At 58.3% G+C, this 18,993-nt stretch carries 22 protein-coding genes and 1 tRNA gene; 6 read left to right on the top strand and 17 right to left on the bottom strand.

The features are described from left to right. Positions 1–19: 19 nt before the first annotated feature. From ndk to trmJ, 11 genes are all read right to left on the bottom strand, one after another. Entirely contained in the window at positions 20–445 is a 426-nt protein-coding gene (gene ndk, locus AC0J41_RS20860) for a nucleoside-diphosphate kinase (RefSeq protein WP_007916882.1), read from the bottom strand. A gap of 88 nt (positions 446–533) precedes the next feature. Then, complete coding sequence (gene iscX / locus AC0J41_RS20865; RefSeq protein ID WP_008084655.1) at positions 534–734, bottom strand: Fe-S cluster assembly protein IscX; 201 nt, start codon at positions 732–734, stop codon at positions 534–536. A 14-nt stretch (positions 735–748) separates the two neighbouring features. Continuing rightward, on the bottom strand, positions 749–1,090 hold the full coding sequence (fdx, locus tag AC0J41_RS20870) for an ISC system 2Fe-2S type ferredoxin (RefSeq protein ID WP_473013500.1): 342 nt from the start codon (positions 1,088–1,090) through the stop codon (positions 749–751). Further along, positions 1,090–2,955, bottom strand: coding sequence for a Fe-S protein assembly chaperone HscA (gene hscA / locus AC0J41_RS20875; protein WP_473013501.1), 1,866 nt, complete (start codon positions 2,953–2,955; stop codon positions 1,090–1,092). The genes fdx and hscA overlap by 1 nt, the downstream gene beginning before the upstream one ends. Before the next feature lie 51 nt (positions 2,956–3,006). Further along, positions 3,007–3,528, bottom strand: coding sequence for a co-chaperone HscB (hscB, locus tag AC0J41_RS20880; protein WP_473013502.1), 522 nt, complete (start codon positions 3,526–3,528; stop codon positions 3,007–3,009). Positions 3,529–3,536: 8 nt separating this feature from the next. Further along, positions 3,537–3,860 carry an iron-sulfur cluster assembly protein IscA gene (iscA, locus tag AC0J41_RS20885; RefSeq protein ID WP_003227904.1) on the bottom strand — a complete coding sequence of 108 codons (324 nt, stop codon included), beginning with the start codon at positions 3,858–3,860 and terminating at the stop codon, positions 3,537–3,539. Positions 3,861–3,888: 28 nt separating this feature from the next. Next, positions 3,889–4,275: a Fe-S cluster assembly scaffold IscU gene (gene iscU, locus AC0J41_RS20890; protein WP_003227907.1), complete on the bottom strand. Its 387-nt coding sequence runs from the start codon at positions 4,273–4,275 to the stop codon at positions 3,889–3,891. A gap of 84 nt (positions 4,276–4,359) precedes the next feature. After that, positions 4,360–5,574: an IscS subfamily cysteine desulfurase gene (locus tag AC0J41_RS20895; RefSeq protein WP_003227909.1), complete on the bottom strand. Its 1,215-nt coding sequence runs from the start codon at positions 5,572–5,574 to the stop codon at positions 4,360–4,362. Between the two features lie 47 nt (positions 5,575–5,621). Continuing rightward, complete coding sequence (gene iscR, locus AC0J41_RS20900) at positions 5,622–6,113, bottom strand: Fe-S cluster assembly transcriptional regulator IscR (RefSeq protein WP_003227911.1); 492 nt, start codon at positions 6,111–6,113, stop codon at positions 5,622–5,624. 218 nt (positions 6,114–6,331) lie between these two features. After that, entirely contained in the window at positions 6,332–7,108 is a 777-nt protein-coding gene (gene cysE, locus AC0J41_RS20905; protein ID WP_025109222.1) for a serine O-acetyltransferase, read from the bottom strand. Between the two features lie 3 nt (positions 7,109–7,111). Continuing rightward, on the bottom strand, positions 7,112–7,882 hold the full coding sequence (trmJ, locus tag AC0J41_RS20910) for a tRNA (cytosine(32)/uridine(32)-2'-O)-methyltransferase TrmJ (RefSeq protein ID WP_025109223.1): 771 nt from the start codon (positions 7,880–7,882) through the stop codon (positions 7,112–7,114). Positions 7,883–8,027: 145 nt separating this feature from the next. Between trmJ and suhB the strand changes: the two genes are divergently transcribed. Continuing rightward, on the top strand, positions 8,028–8,846 hold the full coding sequence (gene suhB, locus AC0J41_RS20915; RefSeq protein WP_003227916.1) for a type III secretion system regulator SuhB: 819 nt from the start codon (positions 8,028–8,030) through the stop codon (positions 8,844–8,846). Between the two features lie 245 nt (positions 8,847–9,091). Here suhB and AC0J41_RS20920 read toward each other — a convergent pair whose 3' ends face one another. The 6 genes from AC0J41_RS20920 to queA all read right to left on the bottom strand — a co-directional run bounded on the left by AC0J41_RS20920 (position 9,092) and on the right by queA (position 15,198). Then, positions 9,092–9,640 (bottom strand): glycine zipper 2TM domain-containing protein, encoded by a 549-nt coding sequence (locus AC0J41_RS20920; RefSeq protein WP_025109224.1) that lies wholly within the window; start codon positions 9,638–9,640, stop codon positions 9,092–9,094. Positions 9,641–9,761: 121 nt separating this feature from the next. Then, positions 9,762–10,676 (bottom strand): protein translocase subunit SecF, encoded by a 915-nt coding sequence (gene secF / locus AC0J41_RS20925; RefSeq protein WP_025109225.1) that lies wholly within the window; start codon positions 10,674–10,676, stop codon positions 9,762–9,764. 9 nt (positions 10,677–10,685) lie between these two features. After that, positions 10,686–12,557 carry a protein translocase subunit SecD gene (gene secD / locus AC0J41_RS20930; RefSeq protein ID WP_025109226.1) on the bottom strand — a complete coding sequence of 624 codons (1,872 nt, stop codon included), beginning with the start codon at positions 12,555–12,557 and terminating at the stop codon, positions 10,686–10,688. 64 nt (positions 12,558–12,621) lie between these two features. Further along, a complete protein-coding gene (gene yajC, locus AC0J41_RS20935) occupies positions 12,622–12,960 on the bottom strand; it encodes a preprotein translocase subunit YajC (RefSeq protein ID WP_003227923.1) in 339 nt (112 codons plus the stop codon). Between the two features lie 43 nt (positions 12,961–13,003). Beyond that, on the bottom strand, positions 13,004–14,119 hold the full coding sequence (gene tgt, locus AC0J41_RS20940) for a tRNA guanosine(34) transglycosylase Tgt (protein WP_161794909.1): 1,116 nt from the start codon (positions 14,117–14,119) through the stop codon (positions 13,004–13,006). Between the two features lie 14 nt (positions 14,120–14,133). After that, positions 14,134–15,198, bottom strand: a complete 1,065-nt coding sequence (gene queA / locus AC0J41_RS20945) for a tRNA preQ1(34) S-adenosylmethionine ribosyltransferase-isomerase QueA (protein WP_025109227.1) — start codon at positions 15,196–15,198, stop codon at positions 14,134–14,136. A gap of 108 nt (positions 15,199–15,306) precedes the next feature. Between queA and AC0J41_RS20950 the strand changes: the two genes are divergently transcribed. The 5 genes from AC0J41_RS20950 to AC0J41_RS20970 all read left to right on the top strand — a co-directional run bounded on the left by AC0J41_RS20950 (position 15,307) and on the right by AC0J41_RS20970 (position 18,619). Next, positions 15,307–15,391 (top strand) — tRNA-Leu (locus tag AC0J41_RS20950). Between the two features lie 164 nt (positions 15,392–15,555). Continuing rightward, the gene (locus tag AC0J41_RS20955; protein ID WP_473013503.1) at positions 15,556–16,797 is read left to right on the top strand and encodes a tyrosine-type recombinase/integrase; all 1,242 of its coding nucleotides are present in this window, start codon (positions 15,556–15,558) and stop codon (positions 16,795–16,797) included. 244 nt (positions 16,798–17,041) lie between these two features. Beyond that, complete coding sequence (locus AC0J41_RS20960; RefSeq protein WP_473013504.1) at positions 17,042–17,962, top strand: hypothetical protein; 921 nt, start codon at positions 17,042–17,044, stop codon at positions 17,960–17,962. Between the two features lie 88 nt (positions 17,963–18,050). Then, positions 18,051–18,317 carry a helix-turn-helix transcriptional regulator gene (locus tag AC0J41_RS20965; RefSeq protein WP_473013505.1) on the top strand — a complete coding sequence of 89 codons (267 nt, stop codon included), beginning with the start codon at positions 18,051–18,053 and terminating at the stop codon, positions 18,315–18,317. Then, positions 18,314–18,619 carry a hypothetical protein gene (locus tag AC0J41_RS20970; RefSeq protein WP_473013506.1) on the top strand — a complete coding sequence of 102 codons (306 nt, stop codon included), beginning with the start codon at positions 18,314–18,316 and terminating at the stop codon, positions 18,617–18,619. Before AC0J41_RS20965 ends, AC0J41_RS20970 begins: the two co-directional genes overlap by 4 nt. Positions 18,620–18,993 lie beyond the last annotated feature (374 nt).

The following is an 18,993-nucleotide window of genomic DNA, read 5'->3' on the forward strand; positions in this document are numbered from 1 at the left end:
TTCACTCTTAAGCCAATGCTTAGCGAGTGGTTACTTCAGTAGCTGCGAAGAAGTACGAGATTTCACGAGCAGCTGCGGCTTCGGAGTCCGAACCGTGAACAGCGTTGGCGTCGATGGAATCAGCGAAGTCAGCGCGGATGGTGCCGGCAGCAGCTTCTTTAGGGTTGGTAGCGCCCATCAGCTCACGGTTCAGAGCGATAGCGTTTTCGCCTTCCAGAACCTGAACAACAACAGGACCGGAGATCATGAAAGCAACCAGGTCGCCGAAGAAACCACGAGCGCTGTGCTCAGCGTAGAAGCCTTCAGCTTCGGCTTTGGACAGTTGCTTCAGTTTCGAAGCTACAACGCGCAGGCCTGCTTTTTCGAAACGAGTGGTGATCTCGCCGATGACGTTTTTTGCAACAGCGTCAGGCTTGATGATGGAGAAAGTACGTTGAACAGCCATGGTGTAACTCCAGAAACGGTAATTTGCGAAAAATTAAACCCGCGAATTATACGCGGGTTCTTGGGTATTGCCTAACCTGCGGGGACGATCAGTCCAATTCTTCGGCCCAAAGTGTCTGAACCGCCTCCAACACCTTCTCGCCAACACGACCAGAGGTATTGTCGAAATCCGGCAGCTCTTTGATCCATTGCTGCAGATCGACGAAATTGACAGAAAACGGATCTACACCCGGCTTGGCTTCGGCCAACTCTTCTGCAATGCGTTGAACATCATTCCAACCGTAGCTCATGACAGTCTTACCAGTCAGTGCGGCGCTTCGGCCGCATGGTTAAGCGAATATTTCGGAATCTCGACGGTAATGTCTTCTTCACCGACGATCGCCTGACAGGCCAGGCGCGATTGCGCTTCCAGGCCCCAGGCACGGTCGAGGAAGTCTTCTTCCAGCTCGTCAGCCTCTTCCAGCGAGTCGAAACCCTCGCGAATGATGCAGTGGCAAGTGGTGCAGGCGCAAACGCCGCCACAGGCACTTTCCATTTCGATGTGGTGTTCGTGAGCCAGTTCGAGAATCGAAATGCCGGGATCAGCCTCGACCACCATGCCTTCAGGGCAGAACTTCTCGTGGGGCAGAAAAATGACCTGCGGCATCAAATATCCTCGATTTCATTCAGGTTGCGCCCCGACAGAGCGGCTTTCACCGTCAGATCCATGCGGCGGGCAGCAAAAGCATCGGTCACTTGCGACAGACGCTTGGTCTGCTGCTCGATGGCAAAACCATCAGTGCCCTTCATCAGTTCAGTGAGTTCCTGCACCTGCAGGTCGATGACCATGCGCTCTTCGGCGTCGAGCAAACGCTCGCCATCAGCCTCCAGAGCGCCCTGCACCGCTTCGATCAGGCGCTGGGCATCGACTTGTTGTTCACGCAGAACACGAGCGACCTTGTCATCGTTGGCGTGCTGGAACGAATCTTTCAGCATCCTGGCGATTTCGCCGTCGGTCAGACCATAAGACGGCTTGACCTGAATGCTCGCCTCAACGCCCGAACCCAATTCACGGGCAGACACGCTGAGCAGACCGTCGGCATCGACCTGGAAGGTCACGCGAATCTTCGCCGCGCCGGCCACCATCGCTGGAATGCCGCGCAGTTCGAAGCGTGCCAGAGAGCGGCAATCGCTGATCAGCTCGCGCTCGCCCTGCAACACGTGGATCGCCATGGCCGACTGGCCGTCTTTATAAGTAGTGAAGTCCTGAGCGCGGGCGACCGGGATGGTGGTGTTGCGTGGAATCACCTTTTCCATCAGCCCGCCCATGGTTTCCAGCCCCAGGGACAACGGAATCACGTCGAGCAGCAGCAGTTCGCCACCATCGCGCTTGTTGCCAGCCAGCGTATCGGCCTGGATCGCAGCCCCGATGGCCACCACTTGATCCGGGTCGATTTCAGTCAATGGCTGACGACCGAAGGCTTCGGCGACTGCTTCGCGAACACGTGGTACGCGGGTCGAACCACCCACCATGACCACCGCGTGCACGTCTTCCAGCTCAACACCGGAATCACGTACGGCGCGGCGACAGGCTTTCAGGCTGCGCGCGACCATCGGCTCGATCAGTGCATCGAAGGCTTCGCGAGTCAGCTGCGCTTTCCAGTCACCGTAGGCAACTTCCACGCTGTCCGCGTCGGTCAGGGCTTCTTTGGCCGCGCAGGCGGTTTGCAGCAAATTGCGTTGTGCGCCCGGGTCGAGGTCGGCAGACAGACCCGCGCTGTCGATGATCCAGCTGGCAATCGCGTGATCGAAGTCGTCGCCGCCCAGCGCACTATCGCCGCCAGTGGCCAGGACTTCGAAAACACCACCCGTCAGACGCAGAATCGAAATATCGAACGTACCGCCGCCCAGATCGTAAATCGCGACCAGGCCTTCGGCATGTTGATCCAGACCATAAGCCACGGCGGCGGCGGTCGGCTCGTTGAGCAGACGCAGCACGTTCAGACCCGCGAGCTTTGCCGCATCCTTGGTGGCCTGACGCTGAGCGTCATCGAAATAGGCTGGAACAGTGATCACCGCACCGACCAGTTCGCCACCCAACGTCGCTTCAGCACGCTGACGCAGCACCTTGAGGATATCGGCGGAGACTTCGACCGGACTTTTCGGACCCTGCACGGTGTCGATGAACGGCATGTGCGATTCGCCGCCGACAAAGCGGTACGGCAGTTGCTCGCCCAACTGCTTGACGTCGGACAGACCACGGCCCATCAGGCGTTTGACCGACAGCACAGTGTTCAAGGGATCGGAGGACGCAGCCAGCTTGGCCGACTCGCCAACCTCGACGCGATCGGCGTGATAACGCACGGCGGACGGCAGGATGACTTGCCCGTCAGCGTCGGCCAGCGGCTCGGAAAGACCACTGCGCAACGCAGCGACCAGCGAATTGGTAGTGCCCAAGTCGATCCCCACAGCCAGACGACGCTGGTGCGGTTGAGGACTTTGGCCGGGTTCGGCGATCTGCAGTAGGGCCATCGTGATCAGGACTTATCTGTATATCAGGCGTGCGACCGGAGCGGCACTGGGTTAATCGTCGAGGCGCTCTTCTAACTGGCGCACTTCGTAGGTGAGCTTGTCGAGGAACTGCATGCGCCGCATCAGGCGTTCGGCCTGTTCGCGTTGCGCTGCATCATCCCAACAGGCTGCGAAGCTTTCGTTCAATTGTTCCTGAGCGACTTTCAAGCGACGCTTGAACACCGCGACACCGTCGAGATCGGCGCTGTCCTGGAGGTCTTCGAGCTCTTCGCGCCACTGCATCTGCTGCAGAAGGAACTCGGGGTCATGGACCGTGACTTCCATCGGCACTTCATGCCCGCTGATGTTCAGCAGGTAGCGTGCACGCTGGGCCGGGCTCTTGAGCGTCTGGTAGGCGTCGTTAAGCCGCGCAGACTGCTCGAGTGCCGCCCGCTGCTCACGCTCGGGAGCGTCGGCAAAGCGGTCAGGATGAACACCGCGCGCCAACTCACGATAGCGCGTGGCCAACTGCTCGAGATCCAGACGGAAACTCGGTTGCAGCTCGAATAAAGCGAAATGACAAGGAATACCCACGACAAGCCTCAGATGTTGAAGCTTTCGCCGCAGCCACATTCACCGCGTACGTTGGGATTGTTGAACTTGAAGCCTTCGTTCAACCCTTCCTTGACGAAATCGAGTTCGGTGCCGTCCAGGTACGCCAGGCTTTTCGGGTCGATGATCACTTTCTCGCCGTGACTTTCGAACACCTGATCCTCTGCAACCACCTCGTCGACAAACTCCAGCACGTAGGCAAGGCCGGAACAGCCCGTGGTGCGAACACCCAGACGAATCCCTTCACCTTTGCCGCGCCCGTCGAGGGAGCGTCGCACGTGTCGAGCAGCCGCTTCTGTCATGCTGATAGCCATCGTTGACTCCTTACTCGTCGCGCAATGCTTAGATCAAGCCTTTCTTCTGCTTGTAGTCGCGAACGGCCGCCTTGATGGCGTCTTCAGCGAGTACCGAGCAGTGGATTTTCACTGGCGGCAGGGCCAGTTCTTCGGCCAGCTGAGTGTTCTTGATGGTCTCGGCTTCGTCCAGAGTCTTGCCCTTCATCCACTCGGTGGCGAGGGAGCTGGAAGCGATGGCCGAACCGCAGCCGTAGGTCTTGAACTTGGCGTCTTCGATAACGCCCTGGTCGTTGACCTTGATCTGCAGACGCATCACGTCGCCGCACGCCGGAGCGCCGACCATGCCGGTGCCGACATCCGGGTCTTCCGCGTTCATCTTGCCGACGTTGCGCGGGTTTTCGTAGTGGTCGATGACCTTTTCACTGTAAGCCATGGTGCTTAATCCTCACTCATCAGAGAGTCGCTCTTTAAGCCCCGGAACCGGAAGTTCACAGGGCTGGTTCGCGGCGACTTGAAATCAGTGTGCCGCCCACTCGATTTTCGAAATGTCGACACCGTCTTTGTACATATCCCACAGCGGCGACAGAGCGCGCAGCTTGGTAACGGCCTCGCAGACTTTCTGCGCGGCGTAGTCGATTTCTTCTTCGGTAGTGAAACGGCCGAAGGTGAAACGGATCGAGCTGTGTGCCAGTTCGTCGTTGCGGCCCAGGGCACGCAGTACGTACGAAGGCTCCAGGGAAGCCGAAGTGCACGCCGAACCGGACGATACCGCCAGATCCTTGAGGGCCATGATCAGCGACTCGCCTTCAACGTAGTTGAAGCTCAGGTTCAGGTTGTGCGGAACGCGGGCGGTCAGGCTGCCGTTGACGTACAGCTCTTCCAGGTGCTCGACCTGCTTGAAGAAACGGTCGCTCAGGGCCTTGATGCGCACGTTTTCGGCAGCCATGTCTTCCTTGGCTACACGGAACGCTTCGCCCATGCCGACGATCTGGTGGGTCGCCAGGGTGCCGGAGCGCATGCCACGCTCGTGACCGCCGCCGTGCATGGTCGCTTCGATGCGCACACGCGGCTTGCGGCTGACGTACAGCGCGCCGATGCCTTTAGGGCCATAAGTCTTGTGGGCGGAGAACGACATCATGTCGACTTTCAGCTTCTGCAGGTCGATCTCGACCTTGCCGGTGGACTGAGCCGCATCGACATGGAGCAGAACGCCCTTGGAGCGGGTCAATTCGCCGATGGCAGCGATGTCGTTGATGGTGCCGATTTCGTTGTTCACGTGCATGACCGACACCAGGATGGTGTCTTCGCGCAGTGCCGCTTCGATCATGGCTGGAGTGATCAGGCCATCTTCGGTCGGCTCAAGGTAAGTCACTTCGAAACCTTCGCGCTCCAGTTGGCGCATGGTGTCGAGGACGGCCTTGTGTTCGATCTTGCTGGTGATCAGGTGCTTGCCCTTGGAGCCATAGAAATGCGCAGCACCCTTGATTGCCAGGTTGTCGGATTCGGTGGCGCCAGAGGTCCAGACGATTTCACGCGGGTCGGCGTTGACCAGATCGGCCACCTGACGACGAGCGTTTTCGACGGACTCTTCAGCCTTCCAGCCGAACACGTGGGAGCGGGACGCCGGGTTACCGAAGTTTCCGTCGACCAGCAGGCATTCACTCATCTTTTGCGCAACGCGCGGATCGACCGGGGTGGTCGCAGAGTAATCAAGGTAAATCGGCAATTTCATGGACTATCTCCTAAATCAGGGCTGGCGTTCCGCTAGCTCTTCGGCTGTCATTCGACGGCGGACGCTTCAATCTTGTCCAGGCGTGGCGCCTTGCTGTTGCAACGGCGCTGGTCCTGACGCTGGGCTACTTCTTGCACCTCACGGCGAGTCACAAGATCAGCCAAGCTGATACCACTTAGAAATTCGTGAATCTGCAGGCTCAGGTCGCACCACAAGTGGTGAGTCAGGCAGGTATCACCGGAATGGCAATCGCCCTGGCCCTGGCATTTGGTCGCATCGACCGATTCGTTGACCGCATCGATCACCTGAGCCACCTGGATGCCCTGCATGTCGCGGGACAGCTGATAACCACCGCCTGGACCGCGAACACTGGAAACCAGGTTACTGCGGCGCAGCTTGGCGAAAAGCTGTTCGAGATAGGACAGGGAGATGCCTTGGCGCTCGGAGATATCGGCCAGGGACACCGGCCCGTGCTGCGCGTGCAACGCCAGGTCAAGCATGGCGGTCACGGCGTATCGGCCTTTTGTAGTCAGTCGCATGGACAATTACCACGGAGTTCGGAATGGGCGGGAGTATGCAATTCCCGAGCATTTAAGTCAACTATAAGACCTAGTGCTTTAGTCGGGTTTACCCGCAAAAGAGCGCGCGCATCATAGCAAAGGCTGGCGGCGTACAGCCAGCAGTACCGCGCCATCGTTCTTCGCGAGCAGGCTCGCCCCCACAAGGGAATGCATTTCAATTGCAGGGGCGACCCGGTTTAGCTGGCCTGGCTCTGATCCTTGCCTTTCACACAGGCGAAATCTTCTTCACGCAGCTCAGGCAGATCTTTCGCACAATAGTTACTGCCCAGATCCTTCAGCGCACCGCACATCCCTTCCAGCCGCCCGTCCACCGCCTGCAGGTGATCGAGCAGCTGACCAATGGCGCGAGCCACCGGATCGGGCATGTCTTCGCTGACACCATAGGCATCGAAACCGATCTTCTCGGCCATCGCCTTGCGCTTGGCATCCTGCTCTTCATCGGACTTGACGATGATCCGGCCTGGAATACCCACCACCGTGGCACCCGGCGGCACTTCTTTGGTCACCACGGCATTCGAACCGACTTTGGCGCCAGCCCCAACAGTGAACGGCCCGAGCACCTTGGCGCCGGCACCGACCACCACACCGTCACCCAATGTCGGATGGCGCTTGCCTTTGTTCCAGCTGGTGCCGCCGAGGGTCACCCCCTGATAAATGGTCACGTCATCACCAATCTCGGCGGTTTCGCCAATGACGATGCCCATGCCGTGATCAATGAAGAAGCGCCGGCCGACCTTGGCGCCCGGATGAATCTCGATCCCGGTCAACCAGCGACCGAAGTTGGACACCAGTCGCGCCAGCCATTTCAGCTCGTTACGCCACAACATGCCAGCCAATCGATGAATCCAGATCGCATGCATGCCGGGGTAGCAGGTCAGGACTTCAAAAGCGTTACGCGCCGCCGGGTCTCGATGGAATACGCTTTGGATATCTTCACGCAAACGTTCAAACATCATTCAGTCCTTCCGCTTAAGAAGCTCACCACGGGCCGCTTTCTGGGTTTCCGTGAGAATGCCACGCAAAATATTCATTTCCGCTCGGCTGACCGAGCTGCGTCCGTACAACCGGCGCAGGCGCGCCATCAGGTGCCGTGGTTTTTCCGGATCGAGAAACTCGATGGCGACCAGCGTCTGCTCCAGATGCTCATAGAAGCGCTCCAGCTCATCCATGGTCGCAAGCTCGGCGCTTTTCACCGAGGCCACTTCTTCTTTCTCGATCTTGGTCGGCTGCCCTTGAGCGGCCAGCCAGGCCATGCGCACTTCATAGCTCAACACCTGCACCGCCGCCCCGAGGTTCAGCGAGCTGAACTCAGGATCGGAGGGGATGTGCACGTGAAAGTGACATCGCTGCAGCTCGTCATTGGTCAGGCCGGAGTCTTCACGACCGAATACCAGAGCGATCTCCGCCCCCTGCCCCGCCTCTTCAACCACTTTGCTGCCGCATTCGCGAGGATCGAGCAGCGGCCAGGGAATGCGACGGTCACGGGCGCTGGTGCCCAGCACCAGATTGCAGCCAACCAGAGCGTCCTCCAGGGTGGCAACGACCTGCGCGTTTTCAAGGATGTCCCCGGCACCGGAAGCGCGCGCATCGGCTTCGTGATGCGGAAACAACCGCGGTTCGACCAGCACCAGCCGCGACAGACCCATGTTTTTCATGGCGCGCGCGGCCCCGCCGATGTTGCCGGGGTGGCTGGTATTGACCAGGACAACACGAATGTTCTGCAGCAAGGGAGGCGCTCTCGGACACAGGAAAGGGGTGCAAATCTTACAGAACAGCCTACCGTTAAGCTATGAAAGCGAACAGCGTCCTTCACCTGAAGAAAAGTTCTGATAGAATGCGCGGCTTTCTTTAACAACCTTAGGTGACACATCCATGCAGCCCATGCTGAATATCGCGCTGCGCGCCGCCCGCAGCGCCAGTGAACTGATCTTCCGCTCCATCGAGCGCCTGGATACCATCAAGGTCGACGAAAAAGACGCCAAGGATTATGTATCCGAGGTGGATCGCGCCGCCGAACAGAAAATCATCGACGCCCTGCGCAAGGCTTACCCGAATCATTCGATCCAGGGTGAAGAGACCGGCATGCACGTCGGTAACGGCATCGAAGGCGAAGAGTACCTGTGGATCATCGATCCGCTGGACGGCACCACCAACTTCCTGCGTGGCATTCCTCACTTTGCTGTCAGCATTGCCTGCAAATACCGTGGTCGCCTGGAACACGCAGTGGTTCTGGACCCGGTTCGCCAGGAAGAATTCACCGCCAGCCGTGGTCGCGGTGCTCAACTGAACGGCCGTCGCCTGCGCGTCAGCGGTCGCACCAGCCTCGACGGCGCCCTGCTCGGCACTGGCTTCCCGTTCCGCGATGACCAGATGGACAACCTCGATAACTACCTGGGCATGTTCCGCGCCCTGGTTGGCCAGACTGCCGGCATCCGCCGCGCCGGTTCCGCCAGCCTGGACCTGGCCTACGTGGCTGCCGGCCGTTTCGACGCGTTCTGGGAGTCGGGCCTGTCCGAGTGGGACATGGCTGCAGGCGCCCTGCTGATCCAGGAAGCAGGCGGTCTGGTGAGCGACTTCACCGGCGGTCACGATTTCCTTGAAAAAGGCCACATCGTTGCCGGCAACACCAAATGCTTCAAAGCAGTACTGACGGCGATCCAGCCGCACCTGCCGGCTTCGCTGAAGCGCTAAGCTTCCCGCGAAACGCAAAAAAGCACCCTTCGGGGTGCTTTTTTTATGCCCGCGATTTCAGCCCCTCCACAAAGACCCTGTGGGAGCCGGCTTGCTCGCGAATGCGGTCTACCATCCAGAATTGATGTTGACTCACGCGCCGCCTTCGCGAGCAAGCCCGCTCCCACCGTGGATTGGGGTGAAGACTGAAATCGCAGGCACAAAAAAGCACCCCGCAGGGTGCTTCTTGTTTAAACAGTCGTTCGTTATTGACCCGGCTGATTCTGCGACAGAATCAACTTGCCTTCCTTGTCGACCGGAATCTGGTTGCCCGGATCACGATCCATCCGCACCTTGCCTTCCTTGCCATCCAGCGAATAACGCACGTCGTAACCTACAACCTTGTCACTGATGTCATTCACTGTATTGCAGCGAGTCTGAGTGGTGGTGTAGGTGTCGCGGTTCTGCATGCCTTCCTGCACCTTGTTACCGGCGTAACCGCCACCGACCGCACCAGCAACAGTAGCAATCTTCTTGCCGTTACCGCCGCCGACCATATTACCCAGCAGACCACCGCCTACCGCACCGAGCACCGTACCCACGATCTGGTGCTGATCCTTGACCGGCGCCTGACGGGTTACAGCCACATCCTTGCACACTTCACGTGGAGTCTTGATCTGTGTTTTAACCGGTTCAACGGCCAACACTTGCGCATACTCAGGGCCGCTTTTAACCAGGCTGTAGGTGGCAACAGCACCCCCGGCAGTCACACCGACAGCACCCAATACCGCACCAACCAGCAACGACTTGTTCACATGAACCTCCTGACCATCACATGCGGGACGCGCCCGCGCTTCTCCCAGCCTTGGAGCATAAAAAAAGGCGCGAGTTCAACTCGCGCCTTTTTCGGGCTGACAACCGGGGAAACGATGGCCGTTATGGACGGTCGTCGATTTCCTTCTCGGTGTTGGCCGGAGGAATCAGGTCCTCGGTGCTCAGGTTCAGCCAGATCAGCACCACGTTAGCGATGTAGATCGACGAGTAGGTACCCGCCAGAACACCGATGAACAGCGCGATGGAGAAACCGAACAGGTTGTCGCCACCAAAGAACAGCAGCGCCGCGATCGCCAGCAAGGTGGAGATCGACGTCGCCATGGTGCGCAGCAGGGTCTGGGTGGTCGAGATGTTGATGTTCTCGATCAGCGAAGCCTTGCGCAGCACTCGGAAGTTCTCACGAACCCGGTCGAATACCACGATGGTGTCGTTCAGCGAGTAACCAATGATCGCCAGCACCGCCGCCAGCACCGTCAGGTCGAAGGTGATCTGGAAGAACGACAGGATACCGACGGTCACGATCACGTCGTGAATCAGCGAAACGATGGCGCCGACCGCGAATTTCCACTGAAAGCGGAAAGCCAGGTAGATCAGGATGCCGCCGAGCGCCAGCAGCATGCCGAGGCCGCCCTGGTCGCGCAGTTCTTCACCGACCTGCGGGCCGACGAATTCGACGCGCTTGACGGTAGCCGGGTTGTCGCCGCCGACTTTCTGCAGCGCTGCTGCGACCTGATGACCCAGCTGCGGATCTTCACCCGGCATGCGCACCAGCAGGTCGGTGGTCGCACCGAAGTTCTGCACGATGGCTTCGTGATAACCGGAAGTCACCAGCTGCTCGCGCACCTTGGTAACGTCAGCCGGACGCTCGTAGGTCAGCTCGATGAGCGTACCGCCGGTGAAGTCCAGGCCCCAGTTCATGCCCTTGTGGACGACGCTGAAAATAGCCAGCAACGTGAGAAACACTGTGACGCCGAACGCGAAGTTGCGAACGCCCATGAAGTTGATTGTACGTAACATGGCAGCCCCTTAAATCCACAACTTCTTGAAGTCACGTCCGCCGAAGATCAGGTTGACCATCGCGCGGGTCACCATGATGGCCGTGAACATCGAGGTAAAGATCCCGAGGGACATGGTCACTGCGAAACCCTTCACCGGGCCGGTGCCCATGGCGAAGAGGATGCCGCCGACCAGCAGAGTGGTCAGGTTGGCGTCGAGAATCGCGGTGAATGCCCGGCCGAAGCCTTCGTTGATTGCACGCTGCACGGTCATGCCCGCGGCGATCTCTTCACGGATTCGCGAGAAGATCAGCACGTTGGCGTCGACCGCCATGCCCATGGTCAACACGATACCGGCGATACCCGGCAAGGTCAGCGTTGCACCCAGCAACGACATCAGCGCCAGCAGCAGCACCATGTTCACCGCCAGCGCGACGGTGGCGATCAGGCCGAAGAAGCGGTAGATGGCGATGATGAACAGCGAGACGAACAGCATGCCCCACAGCGATGCATCGATACCCTTGGTGATGTTGTCAGCACCCAGGCTCGGACCGATTGTGCGCTCTTCAGCGAAGTACATCGGAGCCGCCAGACCACCAGCACGCAGCAGCAGCGCCAGCTCGGACGATTCGCCCTGGCCGTTCAGGCCGGTGATGCGGAACTGCGCACCCAGCGGCGACTGAATGGTCGCCAGGCTGATGATCTTCTTCTCTTCCTTGAACGTCTGTACCGCGACGTCTTTCTCGACGCCGTCCACAACCTGCTTGACGTAGGTGGTCACCGGACGCTGTTCGATGAAGATCACCGCCATGCTGCGACCCACGTTCGAACGGGTCGCGCGGCTCATCAGCTCGCCACCGTGACCATCCAGACGGATGTTCACTTCAGGTGTACCGTGCTGCGAATCGAAACCGGCCTTGGCGTCGGTCACCTGGTCACCGGTGATGATCAAACCACGCTCGATCTGTACCGGAGGACGCTTGCCTTCACGGAACTCGAAAGTTTCGGAGGTGGCTTTCGAAGCACCCGGCTCTGCAGCCAGACGGAATTCAAGGTTGGCTGTCTTGCCGAGGATACGCTTGGCTTCGGCAGTGTCCTGCACGCCCGGCAGCTCAACCACGATGCGGTTGGCGCCCTGACGCTGGACGATCGGCTCGGCAACACCCAGCTCGTTGACGCGGTTACGTACCGTGGTCAAGTTCTGCTTGATGGAGTATTCACGGATTTCCGCCAGCTTGGCCGGGGTCATCGCCAGACGCAGCACCGGTTGACCGTTGAGGTCGGCCGGAACAATGTCGAAATCGTTGAAGTTCTTGCGGATCAGCGCACGGGCCTGTTCGCGGGAATCAGCATCGCTGAAGCCCAACTGAATGGCACCGCCCAGTTGCGGCAGGCTGCGATAGCGCAGCTTCTCTTTGCGCAGCAGACTCTTGACGTCGCCTTCGTAGACTTTCAGGCGTGCATCGAGGGCTTTGTCCATGTCCACTTCGAGCAGGAAGTGCACACCACCGGACAAGTCCAGGCCCAGCTTCATCGGGTGCGCGCCCAGATTGCGCAGCCATTGCGGGGTGGTTTGTGCCAGGTTCAATGCGACGACGTAGTCATCACCCAATGCCTTGCGTACAACGTCTTTGGCCGGCAACTGGTCTTCAGCCTTGGTCAGACGGATCAGGCCGCCCTTGCCGTTGGCCGCCAGGCTCGAAGCCTTGACGTTGATTCCGGACTCACGCAGCGCCGTGCTGACGCGATCCAGATCGGCCTGATTCACCTGCAGAGCCGTGCTGGCGCCGCTGATCTGAATGGCCGGGTCATCGGGGTATAGATTCGGAGCGGAATAAATCAGACCGATCGCCAGCACCGCCAGGATCAGAATGTATTTCCACAGAGGATATTTGTTCAGCATCACGCCGCCCGTTATGACGCGGGGCGCCTTGCGCGCCCCGTCGATTGAGTAGAAGTTGTTGCCCTTAGATCGCTTTCAGCGTGCCTTTTGGCAGCGTGGCGGCGATGGCGCCCTTCTGGAACTTCATTTCCACGGTGTCGGAAACTTCCAGAACCACGAAGTCATCGGCCACTTTGGTGATCTTGCCGGCGATGCCGCCGGTGGTGACCACTTCGTCGCCCTTGGCAAGGCTGCTCAGCAGGTTCTTCTGCTCTTTGGCGCGCTTGGCCTGTGGACGCCAGATCATCAGGTAGAAGATGACCAGGAAGCCGACCAGGAAAATCCACTCGAAGCCGCCGCCCATTGGGCCGGCAGCAGCCGGTGCAGCTGCGTCAGCCATGGCGTTAGAGATAAAAAAGCTCATTTAGCACTCCAGTTGCAAATGTTGAATCTTGGGGTCAGAAAACTCAGTCCAAAGGCGGAACGGGGAGCCCGCGTTTGGCGTAGAAGGCATCGACAAAGGCGGCCAATGTACCCTGTTGAATAGCCTCGCGCAAACCAGCCATCAGCACCTGATAATGGCGCAAGTTGTGGATGGTATTGAGCATGCTTCCCAGCATTTCGCCGCACTTGTCCAGGTGATGCAGATAAGCGCGGGAGAAGTTCTGGCAGGTATAGCAATCGCAGGTCGGATCGAGCGGCGAATCATCATGGCGATGGAACGCGTTACGGATCTTCAGCACGCCTGTATCAATGAACAGATGCCCATTGCGGGCATTACGGGTTGGCATCACGCAATCGAACATGTCCACACCGCGGCGCACACCCTCAACCAGATCTTCCGGTTTGCCAACGCCCATAAGGTAACGAGGTTTGTCAGCCGGCATCATGCCTGGCAGGTAATCCAGCACCTTGATCATCTCGTGCTTGGGTTCGCCTACCGACAGACCGCCGATGGCCAGGCCGTCGAAGCCGATCTTGTCGAGGCCTTCCAGCGAGCGCATGCGCAGGTCCTGGTGCATACCGCCCTGAACGATGCCGAACAACGCCGCGGTGTTGTCACCGTGAGCATTTTTCGAACGCTGGGCCCAGCGCAGCGACAACTCCATCGACACGCGAGCGACGTCTTCGTCAGCCGGGTACGGCGTGCATTCGTCGAAGATCATCACGATGTCGGAGCCCAGATCGCGCTGCACCTGCATCGACTCTTCCGGGCCCATGAACACTTTCGAGCCGTCGACCGGAGAGGCGAAAGTCACGCCCTCCTCCTTGATCTTGCGCATCGCGCCCAGGCTGAACACCTGGAAGCCGCCGGAGTCGGTGAGGATCGGGCCTTTCCACTGCATGAAGTCGTGCAGGTCGCCGTGTTCCTTGATCACCTCGGTGCCCGGGCGCAGCCACAGGTGGAAGGTGTTGCCCAGAATGATTTCTGCGCCAGTGGCGACGATGTCACGCGGCAACATGCCCTTGACTGTGCCGTAGGTGCCGACCGGCATGAAGGCCGGGGTCTCGACGGTGCCACGCGGAAAGGTCAGACGACCACGACGGGCCTTGCCATCAGTGGCCAGGAGTTCAAAGGACATGCGACATTCGCGACTCATTCTGTTTCCTCTGGGCCTGTTTGTTCAGGGGCAGTCGGGGCGGGATTACGGGTGATGAACATCGCATCACCGTAGCTGAAAAAGCGGTACCCGTTATCGACGGCGGCTTTATAGGCGGCCATGGTTTCGGGATAACCGGCGAACGCCGAAACCAGCATCAACAGCGTGGATTCCGGCAAATGGAAGTTGGTGACCAGAGCGTCGACCACATGGAACGGCCGGCCCGGGTAGATAAAGATGTCGGTGTCGCCACTGAACGGCTTGAGCACGCCATCGCGTGCAGCACTTTCCAGCGAACGTACGCTGGTGGTGCCCACGGCAATCACCCGACCGCCACGCTCACGGCACGCGGCAACGGCGTCGACCACATCCTGGCCGACTTCCAGCCACTCGCTGTGCATGTGGTGATCTTCAATCTTGTCGACGCGCACCGGCTGGAACGTGCCGGCACCGACGTGCAGGGTCACGAACGCAGTCTCGACGCCTTTGGCGGCAATCGCCTCCATCAGCGGCTGATCGAAATGCAGCCCCGCCGTCGGCGCCGCCACCGCGCCAAGGCGCTGGGCGTACACGGTCTGATAGCGCTCGCGATCCGAGCCCTCGTCCGGGCGATCTATATAAGGAGGCAACGGCATGTGCCCGACGCGATCGAGCAACGGCAGCACGTCTTCATCGAAGCCCAACTCGAACAGCGCATCGTGACGCGCGAGCATCTCGGCTTCGCCTCCGCCGTCGATAAGGATCTTCGACCCCGGCTTCGGCGACTTGCTGGAGCGCACATGGGCCAGCACGCGGTGCGAATCGAGCACCCGTTCAATGAGGATTTCCAGTTTGCCGCCCGAGGCTTTCTGCCCGAACAGCCGCGCCGGAATCACCCGGGTATTGTTGAACACCATCAAATCGCCCGGGCGCAAATGCTCAAGCAAATCAGTGAATTGACGGTGTGCAAGGGCGCCGCTCGGCCCATCAAGGGTCAGCAGGCGACTACCGCGACGCTCGGCCAGGGGGTGGCGGGCGATCAGCGAATCAGGAAGCTCGAAGGTAAAGTCAGCAACGCGCATGATGGGGTTCGTCTAGCAGGGCCGGAAAGTCTAGCGGAAATATCGAAAATTGACCATGAAACGTGATTGACCAACGGTAATCACCTCTCTATACTTCGCCGCCATTGAGCCCTGATGGCGGAATTGGTAGACGCGGCGGATTCAAAATCCGTTTTCGAAAGGAGTGGGAGTTCGAGTCTCCCTCGGGGCACCACATAGCAGTATCTGAGAGTCTCTACCAGCCTCTCAGACCCAAAGAAACCGGCCACTTGGCCGGTTTTTTTGTGCCTGCTTGACTACCCCTGTCTCCCCTTATCTGTTGTATCCCTGTATCCCTGCTTGTATCCTGAGAAAAATACCTAACTTTGGGATACAAGGATGAAGCGCGCAGACATCAAGCGCCGCCCTCTCGCTGACACGACACTTGCGGGATTGGAGCCGGAATCAAAGGAATACCGGGAGCTGGACGGAAACGGCCTCTACTTCAGGGTTAAACCTGATGGTGGTAAATCCTGGCAGCTCCGCTACAAACGTCCGGCGGGCAATTGGGCTTGGATGGGGCTAGGGGGTTACCCGGAAGTGAGTGGTGCGTTGGCGCGGGACAAAGCTGCCGAACTACGCAAGGTAGTTAGCAGCGGGGCCGATCCTCTCGAACAGAAACGCTCTGCCAAAGCTGCCATTGACGCTGCCAGGACTAGGACCTTCAGAGCTGCTGCGGAAGCTTGGCTTAAGGCCAAAGAAGAAAAGGGCCTCGCTCCCTCCACTCTCAACAAAATCCGCACTTACCTCGATAAGGACATCCTCCCGGCATTGGGAAATAAGCCCCTCGACGAAATCACCCGTACCGACTGCGCAGACCTCCAGGCATCCCTCGAAGCGCGAAACGCACACAACGTGGCGGAAAAGTGTCGCACCTGGATCAATCAGATCTTCGGCCGAGCCATCGGCTTAGGGCTCACCGAAAACGATCCGGGTAGTCGCCTCCGTGACATTGCAGCCCAAGCCCCCAAGACTCAGCAGCATCCACACCTACTGGAACCTGAGCTGGCTGAATTCCTCCACGCACTCAAAAACACACCAAGCAGACTGACAGCCCGCACCGCCGCTTGGCTTTGTGTCTGGACAGCATCGCGCCCTGGCATGGTCCGCTTGGCTGAGTGGAAAGAGTTCGACCTTGAGAAAGCTATTTGGACGACACCTGCTGCCAAGATGAAGATGCGTCGGGATTTTGTATGCCCCCTTCCCCATCAAGCTGTTATCGCTCTGAAGGATCTGCACTGCTTAACAGGACGGAGTCGCTGGCTTTTCCCCGGCGTAGGAGCCAAGAACCCAACGATTAGTGAAAACACAATCAACAAAGTCTTTGCAACCATCGGCTACAAGGGTCGCCTTGTTGGACACGGTACTCGGCACACCGCAAGCACGTTGCTTCGAGAACATGGCTGGCCGAAGGAGCATGTTGAAGCGCAGCTGGCTCACAAAGAGGAAGGCATCTCAGGGGTATACAACAAGGCCCAATACCTTGAGCAACGCGTAACGATGATGCAGTGGTATGCCGATCATCTTGATGGAATCGCAGCTGGCAATGTAGTGCAAGCCCAGTTTGGAAAGGCAGTATGAGATCACTTACCCAGACTATCTCTAAAACCGGTGTAACGGGTGTTACTCGTGTAACAACACCACCCAACCTATTGAAAATATTAGGCTTTCTTAAAGTTACACCGGATCCGAGCTCGACAAACTCCGCGTGTAACGCTGCTGACGTGTGTAACCGTCATCGAACCACAAGCCCCCTGCTGGCAGCTGTTTTGCCAGATACACCTCGCTGGGGCAGTACGCACGGTACGGGGCGAGGGGTATCTTAATGAACAGGAATCTTGGCACCGAAGCTTTAGAGCTTGAGATTGCCGGGGTAGACGTTGGCTGCCTGCTTTGGGATCTTGATGAGGTCGAACTCGCTGTCCGTGAGTTGGCGCTATACAGCCAATTCTCCGAGCACTTCCGTGATGCGTTTACCTGCATCCACAATGCAACATCTTTCTGGCTCAAGGACGGCCAATACGCTGACTGTGCTGAATCAGCGACAAAGACAATGTTTCGACTTCGCGACCCTATTGAAGAGCATTTCGACTTTTCCGAACCAACCTCACTGCCCAGAGTCGTTCGCCGCTTCCTTGGTATTGATCATCCCGCAAGCGACACGCAACTCGTAGCGACTTATGCGCTTATTCAAGCTGTGCAGGCGGTTGAAGTCCTTGCGAACTGGCTATTCGACCTAGAACGCTCCCTCTACGATCTGGATCTAGATCTGGTGGAGCAGATCAGACAGACCGACCCCAAACAATACCTTCTCCTCATTCAGAGAGAACGAAAGCGAAAGAGCGACTTCGAAATCGAGGCACGAGAGGAGTTTGCTGATTTCAATGGCGAGGCCTCCAAGACTTTGATGCTTGCTTCACTTTATCAACAAGCGGACTGGGCGGACATTTCGCGCAATGACTTTAGCGCATCAGGTTTTCTGCGAAGAGCGCTGGAAAAGGCTTTTGCCGCAAAAGCGTCGGAAAAGGGCAAAGCGGCCGGAAAGGCTAACGCCAAGCCAGGCACAATCAAACAAGAGAACACCAAGAAGCTTTTGGAGGACATAAGCAAAGCGGCAAAAAGCCAAATCTCTTCTAACCCCAACATAACGGAAACTGAATTAGTCAAAGCGCTAGTCGACTTGGGCAAGGCATCAGCACCAACCGTTAGAAAATACCTGAGAAAAGGTAAATTTCTCCCTAGATAAAATTTCGCTGTACCGACGAAAAGCAAACCATGTTTGCTTTTTTTTCGTCTTTTAGTCTGCGCCTGTCTCTCACCTTACAGGCACGACTATGTCTAACTCCCGCGCGTCAACAATCAACCAAATTCCTTATCGCGACCCCGCGACAACCTTGATCAGAATATGCGAAGTCATGGCTATCGTTGGCCTGGCACGCCCCACTATTTACAAGCTAATGCAGTGCCCAAAGAGTGGCTTTCCACGCCCGGTAAAACTGAGCACAAGCACCGCACGCGGAGCGCCAGTGGCATGGGTTCTTTCCGAAATCCAAGCATGGGCACGCAGCCGCATTGAGGCGCGTGATCAGGTGGCCGCATGAATCGCAAAATCGCAGAGAAAGCTTTGATGCATCCGTTTTCAGTGCTGCGTCAAATCGGGTTTTCACCTCGCCTTATGCAGCGCCTCGAGCGCTATCGCAGCAAGCAGGACAAATTAGGTCGCGTGGTCAGCGTGCTCAGCTGGGCCGACGGCACTTGGTGCGCCCTATCCCTCCATTGCGAAAAGAACGGGGCTGTTGTCGTCGACGAAGGCCAGCAGGTCGACGCTTACGAAGACGCCCGCTCCATGCTCAGCGGCGGCTTCCTGCCTCTTCTATCCCTGCGCTGGGAAGCCCTTGCCTGAAACGAAAACGCCTCCGGGGGCGATCCGGAGGCGTTGAGGTCAATCTAAATGCCCGAACAATTTATGCCGCACCTGAAAAAACCGCAAGCCATCAGCGCAGTTGCACTTTCGAAACACGGACGTTACTCTCTGGCCGTCGCTGCAAATTCAGCGACCGGGTTTGGCGACCCGAGCTCATACAGGCGCACAGGCGCCCCCATACCGATTGCAGGCGCTTTTTTTGTGCCCGCATTCCTGCTTTATGGCGGCTGTGCGTGGGAGACCTTCGGGTCTGCCGGGGTCCTGTATGCCCGGTTCGCCAACCCGCGCACAGCTGCCACCCTTACATCGTTTGGCGACGATCAGTGGCAGCTCCTCACATACAGGAGCTTCAC

It is taken from the genome of Pseudomonas sp. Arb-4-2C, assembly GCF_055755015.1.

What these genes read in the sequence shown, in the direction of transcription:
- AC0J41_RS20955 (WP_473013503.1), top strand. Translation starts at nt 15,556, where the DNA reads ATGAAGCGCGCAGACATCAAGCGCCGCCCTCTCGCTGACACGACACTT.
- cysE (WP_025109222.1), bottom strand. Translation starts at nt 7,108, where the DNA reads ATGTTTGAACGTTTGCGTGAAGATATCCAAAGCGTATTCCATCGAGAC.
- iscX (WP_008084655.1), bottom strand. Translation starts at nt 734, where the DNA reads ATGAGCTACGGTTGGAATGATGTTCAACGCATTGCAGAAGAGTTGGCC.
- AC0J41_RS20970 (WP_473013506.1), top strand. Translation starts at nt 18,314, where the DNA reads ATGAATCGCAAAATCGCAGAGAAAGCTTTGATGCATCCGTTTTCAGTG.
- yajC (WP_003227923.1), bottom strand. Translation starts at nt 12,960, where the DNA reads ATGAGCTTTTTTATCTCTAACGCCATGGCTGACGCAGCTGCACCGGCT.
- iscR (WP_003227911.1), bottom strand. Translation starts at nt 6,113, where the DNA reads ATGCGACTGACTACAAAAGGCCGATACGCCGTGACCGCCATGCTTGAC.
- queA (WP_025109227.1), bottom strand. Translation starts at nt 15,198, where the DNA reads ATGCGCGTTGCTGACTTTACCTTCGAGCTTCCTGATTCGCTGATCGCC.
- secD (WP_025109226.1), bottom strand. Translation starts at nt 12,557, where the DNA reads ATGCTGAACAAATATCCTCTGTGGAAATACATTCTGATCCTGGCGGTG.
- AC0J41_RS20965 (WP_473013505.1), top strand. Translation starts at nt 18,051, where the DNA reads ATGTCTAACTCCCGCGCGTCAACAATCAACCAAATTCCTTATCGCGAC.
- ndk (WP_007916882.1), bottom strand. Translation starts at nt 445, where the DNA reads ATGGCTGTTCAACGTACTTTCTCCATCATCAAGCCTGACGCTGTTGCA.
- fdx (WP_473013500.1), bottom strand. Translation starts at nt 1,090, where the DNA reads ATGCCGCAGGTCATTTTTCTGCCCCACGAGAAGTTCTGCCCTGAAGGC.
- secF (WP_025109225.1), bottom strand. Translation starts at nt 10,676, where the DNA reads ATGTTACGTACAATCAACTTCATGGGCGTTCGCAACTTCGCGTTCGGC.
- hscA (WP_473013501.1), bottom strand. Translation starts at nt 2,955, where the DNA reads ATGGCCCTACTGCAGATCGCCGAACCCGGCCAAAGTCCTCAACCGCAC.
- AC0J41_RS20895 (WP_003227909.1), bottom strand. Translation starts at nt 5,574, where the DNA reads ATGAAATTGCCGATTTACCTTGATTACTCTGCGACCACCCCGGTCGAT.
- suhB (WP_003227916.1), top strand. Translation starts at nt 8,028, where the DNA reads ATGCAGCCCATGCTGAATATCGCGCTGCGCGCCGCCCGCAGCGCCAGT.
- AC0J41_RS20960 (WP_473013504.1), top strand. Translation starts at nt 17,042, where the DNA reads ATGAACAGGAATCTTGGCACCGAAGCTTTAGAGCTTGAGATTGCCGGG.
- iscU (WP_003227907.1), bottom strand. Translation starts at nt 4,275, where the DNA reads ATGGCTTACAGTGAAAAGGTCATCGACCACTACGAAAACCCGCGCAAC.
- tgt (WP_161794909.1), bottom strand. Translation starts at nt 14,119, where the DNA reads ATGTCCTTTGAACTCCTGGCCACTGATGGCAAGGCCCGTCGTGGTCGT.
- iscA (WP_003227904.1), bottom strand. Translation starts at nt 3,860, where the DNA reads ATGGCTATCAGCATGACAGAAGCGGCTGCTCGACACGTGCGACGCTCC.